The sequence below is a fragment of the Streptomyces sp. NPDC048211 genome, assembly GCF_043202315.1.
GTDB lineage: Bacteria > Actinomycetota > Actinomycetes > Streptomycetales > Streptomycetaceae > Streptomyces.
This window is the reverse complement of record NZ_JBIDAD010000020.1, coordinates 1-13,451: the sequence shown is the minus strand read 5'-3', so window position 1 is coordinate 13,451 and position 13,451 is coordinate 1. Positions and strand designations below refer to the sequence as shown.

Below are 13,451 nucleotides of genomic sequence, written 5' to 3'. Positions count from 1 at the left end.
TTCACAGAGCACCGATTGGCTTGGGCCGCCATGATTTCATGCCGGGACGTCGGAGCGGTGATCCCGTGGTCGCACGAAGGTGCCCCTGGGGGCGCACAGACGCTCCAGGGGCACCACGTAGTGGTGGCGTCAGCCGCCGAGCGCACCGCCCGCGCCGCCCGCCTCGTCGGCGGCCAGGGGGTCGGTCCTCAGATGGATGACACCGTAGTCGTAAGCATGCCGCCGGTAGACGACACTGGGTTCCTTCGTCTCGGAGTCGACGAACAGATAGAAGTCGTGACCGACCAGCTCCATCTCGTAGAGCGCCTGGTCGAGCGACATGGGTGCCGCGACGTGCGTCTTCTCGCGCATCACCAGCGGTCCTTCGCCCTGTACCTCGAGCGAGCCGATCCTGGTGGTGGGTACGGGCTGTGCCGCTTCGTCGGCGACCAGCTCGCCGTCGCCGTTGAACGACGCCGCGTCCGGCACCATTTCACCGACCTCCGCAGCGGGGATACGACCCGTGCCGCGGCGGCTGTAGCGCTTGTCGTGCTGCTTGCGCAGCCGCGCCTCCAGCTTGCCTGTGGCCAGGTCCAGCGCTGCGTACGGGTCGCCTGCGGCCGCTTCTGCCCTGATGACCGGTCCACGCGAGCGGAGCGTGATCTCCACCCGGTCGGAACGGTCTGCCTGACGAGGATTCGGCTCCTTGGACACCTCCACGTCGAGGCTGATCACCTTGCCGTCGAACTTCTGGATCTTGTCCAGCTTCAGCTTCTCGGCCACGTGCTTGCGGAACCGCTCGGGCACCTCGGTCTTGCGGCCCTTGACGACGATGTCCACGCAGAACTCCGTTCCCGGATCGCTCCGCTCAGCGGCGGAGCATCTCCCTTTTGCACCAGGCCCCGGTGATGGCCGGAGCCGCGGACTCGGTGACTTCCACCTCCTCCTCCCCCGTCGGCAAGGACTCCACCCCACCGAATTCCCGGTTCTCGAACTTCAGTGGGTCGCCTGCCCGAAACCTGGTGGTGCATTCGTCGAGGCCTGGCATTCACCATTCCTCACAACCGAACATAGCCTGCCCGGTGGGATGTCGGCACCCGCTACTCGCACGTACCTCCGTTCAGGTCTTTTTACCCACTCACTACCTGCAACGATGCAAGTTCAGTTCCAGTTCCGGTTTATTTCGTAGGCGGACGGAGATGCTGCGACCACGGCCGCGTGACGTGCCCCTCGGCCGACGCTTCCCCAGCCCCCGGCCGCTTCGATCGCCCGCGCCGCCTCGGCCAGCGAGGCACCCGTCGTCAACAGGTCGTCCACCAGCACCACCCGACCGGCGGCAAGCAGACGTTCACCCCCGGCCGCGACCCCCAGAGCACCCGCCAGATTCGCCCGGCGCTCCCGGGCCCCGAGTCCGGACTGATCGGCCACCGGACGCCGCTGCCGCAGCACCCCGGCCACGCGGGCGGGCGTGCCCGTACGCCGCAGTTCCGCCGCGGCCGACAGCGCGATCCGGCGGGCAGGGTCGTGTCCGCGCGAGGCGACGGCCCGTCGCGCCGACGGCACGGGCACCAGCAGGAGCGGCCCCGCCTCGGCCGACGACCCCGCCCCGGCCCTCACGGCACCCGCCAGCGCCCTGCCGGCGGCCCCGGCGAGGCCGAGTACCCCTCGCTCCTTGTGGGCCAGCAGCACCGCACGTACCGCGTTCTCGTATCCGGCGGCCGCATGGACCACGGGCAGACCTGCGGGCTCCGGGTCGGGCCGCACCCGGCGCGGCACCCGGCCGTACAGCTGCGCGCGACACTCCTCGCACAGCTCGGTCCGCGGCCTGCCACAGCCTCCGCAGTCCACCGGCAGGACCAGTCCGGCGATCTCCCGCCACCACCCGCGCATGGCTCCACTGTGCACGCGTCGAGGCAGCCCGACCACCCCTGTGGACAACGCCTCGGGGCCGCCCGGGCACGCCCGGGTCCCGCACGGTCGTGCGGCGTCAGCCCGGGTAAACCAGCGCCGAACCTTCCTTCAGGACGGTCTGCCAGTTGTCCCCGGGCAGCAGTTTCACTATTCCGTCGCCGACCGTGTCCGCCATCAGCGGCAGCTGCTCGTCGTCCGCCGCCGCGATGGCCAGCACCTGGTTGACGCCGGGCAGCACACCCGAGGAGGGCATCGAACCGTCCGCCTGCACATAGCGGACCTGCTGCACCCCTCCCCGCTCCTTGCCGACCACCACGAGGCGGCTGCCGCCCGACCACGACATCGCGGTCACATCGGCCAGCTGCGGAGCGGCCTGCCGCAGATCCACCACCGATACCTGCTCCTTGCCCTGCGGGCCCTTCCTCTCGATCCGGCCGATCTTCAGCGACGCCGTCCCGTCCTCCCGCGTCAGCAGCAGCGCGATGCGCACCCCGTCCGAGGACAGACGCAGTGCCGTGATCCGGCCGCCGTCCAGGCTCGGCACGGTGACCTCCTGGGGCTTGCCCATGCCGCCGGCCAGCCTCAGCAGCCGCGAGTTGCCCGGGTCGCGGTCGGCGACCCAGAGGTCGCCCCGGCCGTCCCAGCTGGGCGCCGTCAGCCGGTCCCGGGCACGACCGGCCTTGCTCGTCACGGCCGGTACCGGGAGCTCGCCGTCCGCCGCGATGGAGGAGACGTAGAGCGCGTCCCCGTGCTGCGACAGGACGGCCGCTGTCTGCTCGTCCCGGGCCACGCCGACCGCGCTCACCTGCAGCGAGCCGCTGCCGAACGGACCCGCCACCGGTTCCGGCTCACCGCTGCCCCGGGTGCTCCCCGGGATGCGCTCCACGTGTCCCTTGGAATCGACGAAGTACTGGCTGTCGGGCCCACCGGACGACCCGTCGGGGGCGTACTCCTCGGCCTGGTCCGCTCCCAGTACGCAGAGCGCCGACCCGTCGGAACGCTGGAGCTCCACCTGCTCGACGCGTGCGGACGTCAGATCCCGGAGGGTGAAGAGCACCTGCGAGGCCATCATCCGGCAGGTGCGCTGCCCGGTCCCGTCCGCCTTCTTGTCGAGGGGGACCTTCAACACGTTGCTGTCGTCGGGGGTCAGGGATGTGACGCCCTTCCGCAGCCCGGTTCCCGGGGGAAAGCGCGATGCGACCACTGGCCGCAACCAGTCGGTGGGGCCCCTCAGGAGGCTGCGGACCGCCTGCGTCACCGTGTCCATGCCCGTAGCCGGATCGGTCCGGTTACGGATGTAGACGGGGTCGGCGACCAGCGTGGACTGCGCCTCGGTCCGCCCGGTGGCGAAGTAGAACTTGTTGACGGAACGGTAGAGCCGCTTGAAGTCGGACTGCCCGAGAACCAGGCCGTCCGGCACCATGTCGATGCGCCATTCCTTGCCGTCCGGGCCCTTCTCCCGCACCAGGTGAAGGGTGCTGGAGTAGTCCGACGGCGCAAGCGGCTGGTAGGCGTTCTGGTCGTCGACCGTCGCCACCTTCTCGCCGGTCAGGGTGTAGCTGACCTCGTCGGTGCCGCGGTCGCTGTCATGGACCGGCCGGTCGCTCCGGTTGGGCGCCTTGGCCAGCACCGTGGTGAGCGCACTCGGCTTCCAGCCGCTCGACGCCTCTTTCGTGAGGTACTGGCGCGTGGTCCTGAAATCGGAGTCGTCGCTGGTCATCGACTCCAGGAAGCCGTCGACCACCTCGTTCGGAGTGGCGCCGTCGCGCGGAGCGACCGCGTACACCTGGACCTGGGAGTCGCCGGGCTGCGAGGCGTCCACGGCCTTGACGTCCCCCGTGACGGGCATCGAGCCGCATGCGGACAGCAGCACGGCGCCGCAGCCGAGCAGCACGGTCACCCCCACCGCACGTCCGCGGCCGCCCTGACGGCGGTCAGTGATCACGAGTCGTGTCCTCCCGCCCCGGATCCTGCCCCGGAGAGTCGTTGTGACGGACGGGCCGCTCCTCGGCGGGACGCGGCACCACACGCGCGCCGTTGCCCGGCAGGGCCGCCGGATGCACCGAGGCCGGGGCGGTGCGGGCCGGCATGGATGCGCGGGCCGGAACGGGCAGTGCCGCCCGGTCCGTGCCCGCCTGCTGGGAGGGCACCGCCACCAGCCGGTGGCCGCTCTCATCGGGGGCCGCAGCCCGCTCCCGGTTCTCACGGTTGCGCCGCGAGTCCTCGGGCTCCAGCGGTATCGGCGAACCACGCAGCGGTTCGTCCGCCGTACGCGGCAGCGTCAGCCGGAACTGCGAACCCCCACCGGGCTCGCCCCAGGCCTGCAGCCACCCGCCGTGCAGCCGCGCGTCCTCGACGGCGATGGACAGCCCCAGTCCGGTGCCGCCCGTCGTCCGGGCACGGGCCGGGTCGGCCCGCCAGAAGCGGTTGAACACCCGCGTCGCCTCGCCGGGCTTCAGCCCCACGCCGTAGTCCCGGACGGCCACCGCGACCGCTCCGCCGGCCACTCCCATCCGCACCACGACATCGCGTCCCTCGCCGTGCTCGACGGCGTTGACGACCAGGTTGCGCAGAACCCTCTCGACCCGTCGCGCGTCGGCCTCGGCGATCACCGGCTGCTCGTCGCCGACCACCCGGATCCGGGTGCCCTTGCGCTCGGCCAGCGGCTCGGCGCCACCGATCACCCGCCGCACGACCTGGCGCAGGTCTATCGGCTCCGCCTCCAGAGCCGCGGCACCCGCGTCGAACCGGCTGATCTCCAGCAGATCGGACAGCAGCGACTCGAAGCGGTCGAGCTGGTCCCCGAGCAGCTCCGCGGAACGCGCCGTGACCGGGTCGAAGTCGACGCGTGCCTCGTGAATCACGTCGGCTGCCATGCGCACGGTCGTCAGTGGCGTCCGCAGCTCGTGCGAGACGTCCGAGACGAAGCGCCGCTGCATCCGGGAGAGCTCCTCCAGCTGCTGGATCTTCAGCTGGAGGTTCTGCGCCATCTTGTTGAAGGCCTCACCGAGCCGGGCGATGTCGTCCTCTCCGGTGACCTTCATCCGTTCCTGGAGCCGGCCCGCCGAGAGCCGTTCGGCGATCCCCGCCGCCATGCGTACGGGGGTGACGACCTGGCGCACCACGAACCACGCGATGGCCCCGAGCAGCACGACCACGAACAGACCCGCGGTCGCCAGCGTGCCCTTGACCAGCGTCAGGGACTTCTCCTCCTGGGTCAGCGGGAAGACGTAGTACAGCTGGTACGGATTGCGGTCGATGTCGTAGAGCCGCTTGCCCACGACCAGACCGGGCTGCGATTCCTGCCCGTTCGCGTACTTGATCTGCGAGTACGTCTGAAACGCTCCCGGGCCCTTGTTCACCGACTCGCGCAGCTTCTGGGGAATGCTCGCGGCCTCGACGCTGCCGGATCCGCGCGGAGCGCGGGACCCCTCGTCGGCGCTGAGCGCCACCACGTTGAACGCGTTCTTCCCACCACTGGCGAGCTGGTCGACGAGCTCGGTCCGCCAGGAGTTGTTGGCCGTCGTGCCGTCCGCGGCGTCACCGCCCTGCGCACCGGGGGTGAGCGGAGCGTTCGCCTTCTCCTGGGCAGCCGCGAACCCACCGGCGGCCTGTGTCTGGGCAGCCTTGCCCTTCGCGTCCAGCAGGCCGTTGCGCACCTGCCCGATCACGACGAGGCCGAGCAGCAGCACCACACCGAGCGACATCAGCAGCGTGCCGGCGACGACCCGCAGCTGGAGGTTGCGCCGCCACAGCCGCACGGCGGGCAGCAGCGGACGCCGCACCCACCGCATGAGCAGCCGCGGCAGCGGCCCGCCGGGCGCCCGGTCATGGAACAACCGGCCGCCCTGCAGGAAACGCCCCACCGGAGATGACGTGTGCCCTGAACCGGCAGCCCGCTCCGCACGGACTCCCGGCTCCCCGGGCTTCGGAGCAGTGCTACCCAGGGACATGTCAGCTCGGTCCGGCCTTGTAACCGACGCCTCGGACGGTCACCACGATCTCCGGCCGCTCCGGGTCCTTCTCGACCTTGGAGCGGAGCCGCTGCACGTGCACGTTCACCAGACGGGTGTCGGCGGCGTGACGGTATCCCCAGACCTGCTCAAGGAGCACCTCACGGGTGAAGACCTGCCACGGCTTGCGGGCGAGCGCGACCAGCAGGTCGAACTCCAGCGGAGTGAGGGCAATGGACTGCCCGTCCCGCTTCACCGAATGCCCGGCCACATCTATGACCAGGTCACCGATGGTCAGCTGCTCCGGTGCCGGTTCCTCGGACCTACGCAAACGTGCCCTGATCCGGGCAACCAACTCCTTAGGTTTGAACGGCTTGACGATGTAGTCGTCGGCCCCTGACTCCAGGCCCACCACCACGTCAACCGTGTCGCTCTTGGCAGTGAGCATGACGATCGGCACGCCGGACTCGGCCCTGATCAACCTGCAGACCTCGATGCCGTCCCTACCGGGCAGCATGAGATCCAGCAGGACCAGGTCCGGCTTTGCCTCACGAAATGCAGCAAGTGCCTTGTCGCCGTCCGCTACGAACGACGGCTCGAACCCCTCACCACGCAGCACAATCCCGAGCATCTCGGCCAGTGCGGTGTCGTCGTCGACGACAAGGACGCGTCCCTTCATAAACGACATCATCCCATTAGCTAATCGTTACCTGCGATGATCTGGCACACAGCTCTGCCAGTCCGACCCCTGTGACCGGGGAGATTACGCCCTCCTCCGTGACGATCGCCGTGACCAGCTCCGGCGGCGTGATATCGAAGGCGGGGTTGTACGCCGGGGCTCCCACCGGCGCCACGGGTACGCCGCCGATTCCTCTCCCGTCAGCCCCCAGTTGCGGGGATGTGAGCTCGGTCACTTCTCTCGCCGGCCGCTGCTCCACCGTGATGGACGCACCGTCCGCGGTGTGGAGATCCACGGTCGTCGTCGGGGCCACCACGATGAACGGTACGTGGTGGTACTTCGCGAGCACCGCGAGCGGATAGCTCCCCACCTTGTTGGCCACCGATCCGTCCGCGGCGATGCGGTCCGCCCCGATCAGCACGGCGTCCACCTCGCCTGCGGCGAACAGCGACCCCGCGGCGTTGTCCGTGAGCAGGCTGTACGGCATGCCGTTGCGCGCCGCCTCGTACGCGGTCAGCCGGGCACCCTGCAGCAGCGGACGGGTCTCGTCCACCCACAGGCGCCTGAGCCGGCCCGACCGGTGCGCCCCGAGCGCGACCGCGAAAGCCGTCCCCTCGCCCCCGGAGACCAGCGCCCCCGTGTTGCAGTGGGTCAGCAGTCGGTGACCGCCGCCGGGAAGCAGCTCATCCAGCAGAGCGAGCCCGTACCCGGCCATGCGCCCGCTGGCCGCAGCATCCTCCCGGTGCAGCGCCCGGGCCTCGTCCAGTGCCACCGCCGCCGCCTGCTCGGGACCGGCCCCCTTGTCGACGGCCGCCCAGTACGCCCCGGCGGCCCGCCGGACGCCGTACCCGAGGTTCACCGCGGTGGGCCGCGCCTGCTCCAGCAGGCCCGCGGCCTCCGCCACGTCGTACCCCCGCACGGCGGCGAGAGCCACCCCGTAGGCGCCCGCGATGCCCAGCAGGGGCGCTCCGCGCACCGCCAGCGTCCGGATCGCCTCCACCAGCGCGGGAACGTCCGTGCACGCCAGCTCAGCCTCCTCCGCCGGCAGCCTCGTCTGGTCGAGAAGCACCAGCACGGGGCCTTCCGGCGGTTCGTCCCATCGAAGTACGGGAAGCGCGGCGGGCTCGCGGCCCACCGGCGATTGCGCGTCCTGATCAGCCATCCGTCCAGTCTGCCCCGTGAGCCGCCCGCGTACGAAGGAACGAAGGAGATACAGCGCCAGTCCCGGACGGGTGCAACGCGTGGCACGATGGCTGCCAACCTGACGCCCCGATACGCGGACAGGACCGTGAAGGAGCGAGAATGAACGACACTCCGGGCTGGGCCTCGCCCGGATCTGCCCCCTCCGACGACCAGGAGGCAGGCGTCCCCCGCCCTTCCGAACCCGTCGACGACAGCGGGTCTGCGGGAAACTGGTCTTCCACGCAGCCGCCCGCAGGGCAGTGGTCCCCGCCGGCCGGCCCCGGAACCGGCCCCGGCACACCGCCTCCCCACCCTGGTTGGGGCGTTCCCCCGCAGGGCCCCGGGTGGGGGCGCCCGCCGGCTGCGGCCAAGCCCGGTGTCATCCCGCTCCGGCCGCTGGGCGTCGGCGAGATCCTGGACGGCGCCGTATCCACCATGCGTGCGCACTGGCGCACGGTGCTCGGCATCGCTCTCGCCGTCGCCGTGATCGCCCAGACCGCCGACCTGCTCGTGCAGCAGTACCTGTTGCCTGAGCCCCCCTCGGTCGACCGGAACGCCACGGGCTCGGAAGCCCTGCGCCAGGCCACCGACTCGCTCCGCTCCAGCCTGCTCAGCGCCGCCCCGTCCCTGCTCATCTCGATGCTCGCCACGATCGTCACCACCGCTGTACTGACCGTGGTGATCAGCCGCTCGGTGCTCGGCCGCCCCGTCACGCTCTCCGACGCCTGGGCCGAGGCCCGGCCCCGGCTGCTCCCGCTCCTGGGGCTGACCCTCCTGCTGGCCGTCATGGCCGCGGGAATCATGGCCGCGGGAATTCTCCCGGGCTTCCTGATCGGCGACACAGCAGGTGTCGGCCTCGCCTTCATCGGGCTGCTCGCCGCAGGCGGTGTGCTGCTCTGGCTGATGGTCCGCTTCTGCCTCGCCTCCCCGGCACTGATGCTGGAGCGGCAGTCGATCACCGCATCGATGCGCCGCTCCGCCAAACTGGTCCGCGGCGCCTGGTGGCGGACCTTCGGCATCCTCGCGCTCACCTGGCTGCTGACGCTCATCGTGACGCTCGTGATCGGGATCCCGTTCGGCCTCATCGCTATGGCCGTGGACGACGGCGGCCTCAGCTCCTTCCTCACCGAGGGAGCGACAAGTTTCGGCTGGCCTTTCCTGATCGTCTCCGCCATCGGCGACGTCGTCGTCGCAACGATCATCTACCCGCTGTCCGCCGGGGTCACGGCCCTTCTCTACGTGGACCAGCGCATCCGACGCGAAGCACTCGACCTCGACCTCGCCCGGGCAGCAGGGCTGCCGGGCTACGACAACAGGAGCTGACACCGTGTCGGGGGCGGGTGGCACGACGGAACTACTGATCCGGGCGAGCGGTGACATACCCGTGGACATCCCACGGGTGCCCGCCCGCGAGGCGGCACGGCACGAACTGTCCCGACCGATGTACCACGAGAACGATCCGAACCCCCTCCAGAGCGCCCTGGACCATCTGTGGAGCTGGATCGGCGACCTCCTCTCCTCCGCCTCGGGCGCCGCACCGGGCGGGCCTGCGGGACTGGTCGTACTCGTACTGATCGTCATCGCTCTGGTTGCCGCGCTCCTGTGGCGTCTGGGTACCCCCCAGCGCAGCCTGCGAGCGCCGGACGCGCTCTTCGAGAGCGGCCCCCACAGTGCGCCGGAACACCGCGCGACCGCCGAGGCCCACGCCGCCGCAGGCCGGTGGATCCCAGCCGTCCAGGAGCGGATGCGCGCCATCGTCCGTTCCCTGGAGGAACGCGCCCTGCTCGACGCCCGGCCCGGACGCACCGCCGACGAAGCCGCCGCGGAAGCGGGCCGCATGCTCCCGGCCCACGCCGCACGACTCCGGGCTGCGGCCCGGACGTTCGACGACGTCACATACGGCGGGCGTTCCGCCGACCGGCAGGAGTATCTGAGCGTGGTCGCGCTGGACCTCGACCTCGAATCCACCGCACCGCAGCTCTCCGGCACTGTCCCGGGGGCTGCCGCGTGACCACGGCCACCACGCGCTCCACATCCGCCTCTCCCACTCCGCACCAGGTCTGGATCCGCGCTCGCGGTGTGCTGCTCGCCCTCCTCGTGCTCGTCGCTGCGGGAATCGCCCTGGCTGCCACCCGCTCCGGAGACCAGCACGGCAGGCTCGATCCCCGCTCCGCAGACCGTTACGGCAGCAGGGCAGTAGCCGAACTCCTCAAGGACCGAGGCGTCTCCGTCCGCGTCGTCACCACACTCCAAGCCGCCACGTCTGCGGCCGGCCCCGACACCACGCTGCTCGTCGCCGCCCCCAACCTCCTGACACCACATCAGCAGAACGTGCTCGGCGGGATGACCGCCGATACGGGCGGCCGGACGGTGCTTGTCGCCGCTGGCCCGACCTCGGTCGGCGCGTTGGCCCCCGGCGTCCGCGCCAAGTCCTCCGCCCCGGTCTCCACACGCGCCCCCCAGTGTTCGCTGGACGCCGCCCTCCAGGCCGGCGACGCGGAGACAGGAGGCATCCGCTACGCATCGGACGGCCTGAACACCCTCGCCTGCTACCCGGCCGACGGCCTTCCGTCCCTGCTCATGCTGGAGCAGCCGGCGTCGGGTGACACCGTCCTGCTCGGGTCCCCCGATCTCCTCTACAACGACCGTCTTGACAAGGACGGCAACGCCTCTCTGGCACTTCAACTCCTTGGCTCGCGCCCCCATCTGGTCTGGTACCTCCCCTCGCTCAACGACCCCTCCGCCGCGGACAGCTCCGGCGGCAAGGACACCGGCACGGACGGCGACAGCACCGAGGGCGAGAGCGGATTCCTCGCCCTCATCCCGTCGGGCTGGCTCTGGGGGACGCTCCAACTCGCCCTAGCCGCCGTACTTGCCGCCATCTGGCGGGCACGACGCCTGGGACCCGTGGTCGCCGAACGGCTGCCCGTGGCCATCCGCGCCTCCGAGTCCACCGAGGGCCGTGCCCGCCTCCAGCGCAAGGCCAACGCCCGCGACCGGGCCGCGGAAGCCCTGCGCAACGCCACCCGTACCCGCCTCGCCCCCCTTGTCGGCGTCTCCCCGCGCGACGCCCACTCCCCCGCGACGCTCCTCCCCGCCGTGTCCGCACGCCGCGACCCCGGCGACACCGATCTCCGCCAACTGCTCTTCGGCTCGGCCCCCTCCGACGACACCGCCCTCGTCCTCCTGGCAGACCAACTCGACACCCTCGAAAGAGAGGTCCGTACCTCATGACTGCCCCGCCCCCCATTCCCACCGGGACAACCGGGACCGTCAGCAGCGACGCGGCGGCCCGCGCCTCCCTGGAAGCCCTGCGGTTCGAGATCGCCAAGGCAGTCGTCGGCCAGGACCCGGCGGTCACCGGCCTCGTCGTCGCACTGCTCTGCCGCGGCCATGTCCTGCTGGAAGGTGTCCCCGGCGTGGCCAAGACCCTCCTGGTCAGGGCCCTCGCAGCATCACTCGAACTCGACACCAAGCGTGTCCAGTTCACCCCCGACCTGATGCCCAGTGACGTCACCGGCTCCCTGGTCTACGACGCCCGCAGCGCCGAGTTCTCCTTCCAGCCGGGGCCGGTCTTCACCAACCTCCTTCTGGCCGACGAGATCAACCGGACGCCTCCAAAGACGCAGTCCTCCCTTCTGGAGGCGATGGAAGAGCGCCAGGTCACCGTCGACGGGATCGCACGCCCCCTGCCGGATCCCTTCCTCGTTGCAGCCACCCAGAACCCGGTGGAGTACGAGGGCACGTACCCCCTCCCCGAAGCCCAATTGGACCGGTTCCTGCTCAAGCTGACGGTCCCGCTGCCGTCCCGCGACGACGAGATCAACGTCCTGACCCGTCATGCGGACGGCTTCAACCCCCGTGACCTGCAGGCGGCGGGCATACGCCCGGTCGCCGGGCCGGCGGATCTGGAGGCAGCACGCAACGCTGTCTCCCGGACCGCGGTCTCCCCCGAGATCGCCGGTTACGTGGTGGATATCTGTCGTGCCACGCGTGAATCCCCCTCACTCGCCCTCGGGGTCTCGCCCCGAGGCGCCACTGCTCTCCTGTCCACTGCCCGGGCCTGGGCCTGGCTGACAGGGCGCGACTACGTCACCCCCGACGACGTCAAAGCCCTCGCCCTCCCTACGCTCCGGCACCGCATCCAACTGCGGCCCGAAGCGGAGATGGAGGGAGTCACCCCGGATTCCGTCATCACCGCGGTTCTCGCCCACGTCCCCGTACCCCGTTGAGGCGGTGAATGGTGGCTCTTACCGGACGCACCGCTCTGCTCGCCGCTCTGGGGTCACTCCCTGTAGGCATCCTGGCCCCGAGCTGGACGGGCATGCTCGCGGTCAATGCCCCGCTCTCACTAGCTATTCTGTGCGACTATGCCCTGGCAGCACCAGTGCGTCCGCTTCAGTTCACCCGATCCGGCGATACCACCGTGCGACTCGGCGAGGGCGCCGAGGTGCAACTCACCGTAGTCAATCCTTCCCGCCGTCGTCTGCGGGCACACCTCCGTGACGCATGGCCTCCCAGCAGCTGGCTGCCGGGCACGGACCAGGCCGCGTCCCGTCACGAACTGGATGTTCCACCCGGCGAGCGCCGTCGTGTCACCACGTTTCTGCGCCCCACTCGCCGCGGGGACCGCCAGGCCGAGCGGATCACCATCCGGTCCTACGGACCGTTGGGTCTCGCAGCCCGCCAGGGCAGTCACGACGCTCCCTGGAGAGTGCGCGTCCTGCCGCCCTTCACGAGCCGCAAGCACCTGCCGTCCCGCCTCGCCAGACTGCGTGAACTCGACGGGCGTACAAGCGTCCTCACCCGTGGTGAAGGCACGGAGTTCGACAGCCTGCGCGCCTACGTTCCCGGCGACGACACCCGCTCGATCGACTGGCGAGCCACCGCGCGCCAGTCGGCTCTGGCTGTACGCACCTGGCGCCCCGAGCGCGACCGTCGCATCCTCATCGTCCTCGACACGGGCCGGACGTCGGCGGGCCGGGTGGGCGATGTCCCTCGTCTCGACGCGTCGATGGACGCGGCTCTGCTCCTCACCGCCCTTGCCACCCGCGCCGGCGATCGTGTGGACCTTCTCGCCTACGACCGCCGAGTACGGGCCCAGATCCGGGGCCGGGCAGCCGGAGACATCCTGGCGGCGATGGTCGACGCTCTGGCGCCGCTGGAACCGGAACTCGTGGAGACCGACTCACGCGGCCTGAGCGCCGCCGCACTGGCCAACGCTCCCCGGCGTTCCTTGATCGTGTTGCTGACCAGCCTTGACGCAGCACCTGTGGAAGAGGGCCTGCTGCGCGTACTCCCGCGCCTCACCCAGCGGCACACCGTGCTACTGGCGGCTGTGAGTGACCCGCACGTCGAAGACATGGCAGGTGCGAGAGGCACAGTGGACGCGATCTACGAAGCTGCTGCCGGCGCCCAGGCTCAGGCTCGTCGGCGTCGGACGGCGGAACAGCTCCAGCGTCATGGTGTGGTCGTCGTCGATGCCACACCGGACCACCTCGCACCGGCCCTCTCGGACGCCTACTTGGCTCTCAAGGCAGCGGGACGGCTGTAGCGTCGCCCCACCCGGCACACAAGTCAGCGGGCACCATGAGCGGGCACTGGGAAACGTACGCCTCGTGCCCGCTGACGACTGTCCGGGCTCGTTCTGTTCGGGAACGCAGAAAAGCCCCGTGCCACAAGGGCACGGGGCTTTTCATAAAAGGAGTTCGGCGGCGTCCTACTCTCCCACAGGGTCCCCCCTGCAG

Annotated in this window: 11 protein-coding genes; 5 read left to right on the top strand and 6 right to left on the bottom strand. The window is 70.6% G+C overall.

The annotated features are described in order from the left end of the window. Positions 1 to 129: 129 nt before the first annotated feature. The 6 genes from hpf to mtnA all read right to left on the bottom strand — a co-directional run bounded on the left by hpf (position 130) and on the right by mtnA (position 7,684). Positions 130 to 819, bottom strand: a complete 690-nt coding sequence (hpf, locus tag ACGFZA_RS38735; RefSeq protein WP_148018960.1) for a ribosome hibernation-promoting factor, HPF/YfiA family — start codon at positions 817 to 819, stop codon at positions 130 to 132. A gap of 321 nt (positions 820 to 1,140) precedes the next feature. Then, complete coding sequence (locus tag ACGFZA_RS38730) at positions 1,141 to 1,869, bottom strand: ComF family protein (RefSeq protein ID WP_385288389.1); 729 nt, start codon at positions 1,867 to 1,869, stop codon at positions 1,141 to 1,143. 97 nt (positions 1,870 to 1,966) lie between these two features. Further along, positions 1,967 to 3,739 carry an LpqB family beta-propeller domain-containing protein gene (locus ACGFZA_RS38725; RefSeq protein ID WP_393685490.1) on the bottom strand — a complete coding sequence of 591 codons (1,773 nt, stop codon included), beginning with the start codon at positions 3,737 to 3,739 and terminating at the stop codon, positions 1,967 to 1,969. 85 nt (positions 3,740 to 3,824) lie between these two features. Then, a complete protein-coding gene (gene mtrB, locus ACGFZA_RS38720; protein ID WP_393685424.1) occupies positions 3,825 to 5,843 on the bottom strand; it encodes an MtrAB system histidine kinase MtrB in 2,019 nt (672 codons plus the stop codon). A gap of 1 nt (position 5,844) precedes the next feature. Continuing rightward, positions 5,845 to 6,534 carry a two-component system response regulator MtrA gene (gene mtrA / locus ACGFZA_RS38715; protein WP_005316841.1) on the bottom strand — a complete coding sequence of 230 codons (690 nt, stop codon included), beginning with the start codon at positions 6,532 to 6,534 and terminating at the stop codon, positions 5,845 to 5,847. Between the two features lie 4 nt (positions 6,535 to 6,538). Further along, positions 6,539 to 7,684 carry an S-methyl-5-thioribose-1-phosphate isomerase gene (mtnA, locus tag ACGFZA_RS38710; RefSeq protein WP_385288381.1) on the bottom strand — a complete coding sequence of 382 codons (1,146 nt, stop codon included), beginning with the start codon at positions 7,682 to 7,684 and terminating at the stop codon, positions 6,539 to 6,541. Between the two features lie 140 nt (positions 7,685 to 7,824). Here mtnA and ACGFZA_RS38705 point away from each other — a divergent pair, with 140 nt between their 5' ends. Genes ACGFZA_RS38705 through ACGFZA_RS38685 form a run of 5 tightly spaced genes read left to right on the top strand, consistent with a single transcriptional unit; the run spans position 7,825 to position 13,258 of the window. Then, positions 7,825 to 9,027 carry a glycerophosphoryl diester phosphodiesterase membrane domain-containing protein gene (locus tag ACGFZA_RS38705; protein ID WP_385288379.1) on the top strand — a complete coding sequence of 401 codons (1,203 nt, stop codon included), beginning with the start codon at positions 7,825 to 7,827 and terminating at the stop codon, positions 9,025 to 9,027. 4 nt (positions 9,028 to 9,031) lie between these two features. Then, entirely contained in the window at positions 9,032 to 9,715 is a 684-nt protein-coding gene (locus tag ACGFZA_RS38700) for a DUF4129 domain-containing protein (RefSeq protein WP_393685419.1), read from the top strand. After that, positions 9,712 to 10,938, top strand: a complete 1,227-nt coding sequence (locus tag ACGFZA_RS38695; RefSeq protein ID WP_393685417.1) for a DUF4350 domain-containing protein — start codon at positions 9,712 to 9,714, stop codon at positions 10,936 to 10,938. The genes ACGFZA_RS38700 and ACGFZA_RS38695 overlap by 4 nt, the downstream gene beginning before the upstream one ends. Next, the gene (locus ACGFZA_RS38690) at positions 10,935 to 11,936 is read left to right on the top strand and encodes an AAA family ATPase (protein ID WP_393685415.1); all 1,002 of its coding nucleotides are present in this window, start codon (positions 10,935 to 10,937) and stop codon (positions 11,934 to 11,936) included. Before ACGFZA_RS38695 ends, ACGFZA_RS38690 begins: the two co-directional genes overlap by 4 nt. 11 nt (positions 11,937 to 11,947) lie before the next feature. Beyond that, the gene (locus ACGFZA_RS38685; RefSeq protein WP_385288403.1) at positions 11,948 to 13,258 is read left to right on the top strand and encodes a DUF58 domain-containing protein; all 1,311 of its coding nucleotides are present in this window, start codon (positions 11,948 to 11,950) and stop codon (positions 13,256 to 13,258) included. Positions 13,259 to 13,451: the final 193 nt, after the last annotated feature.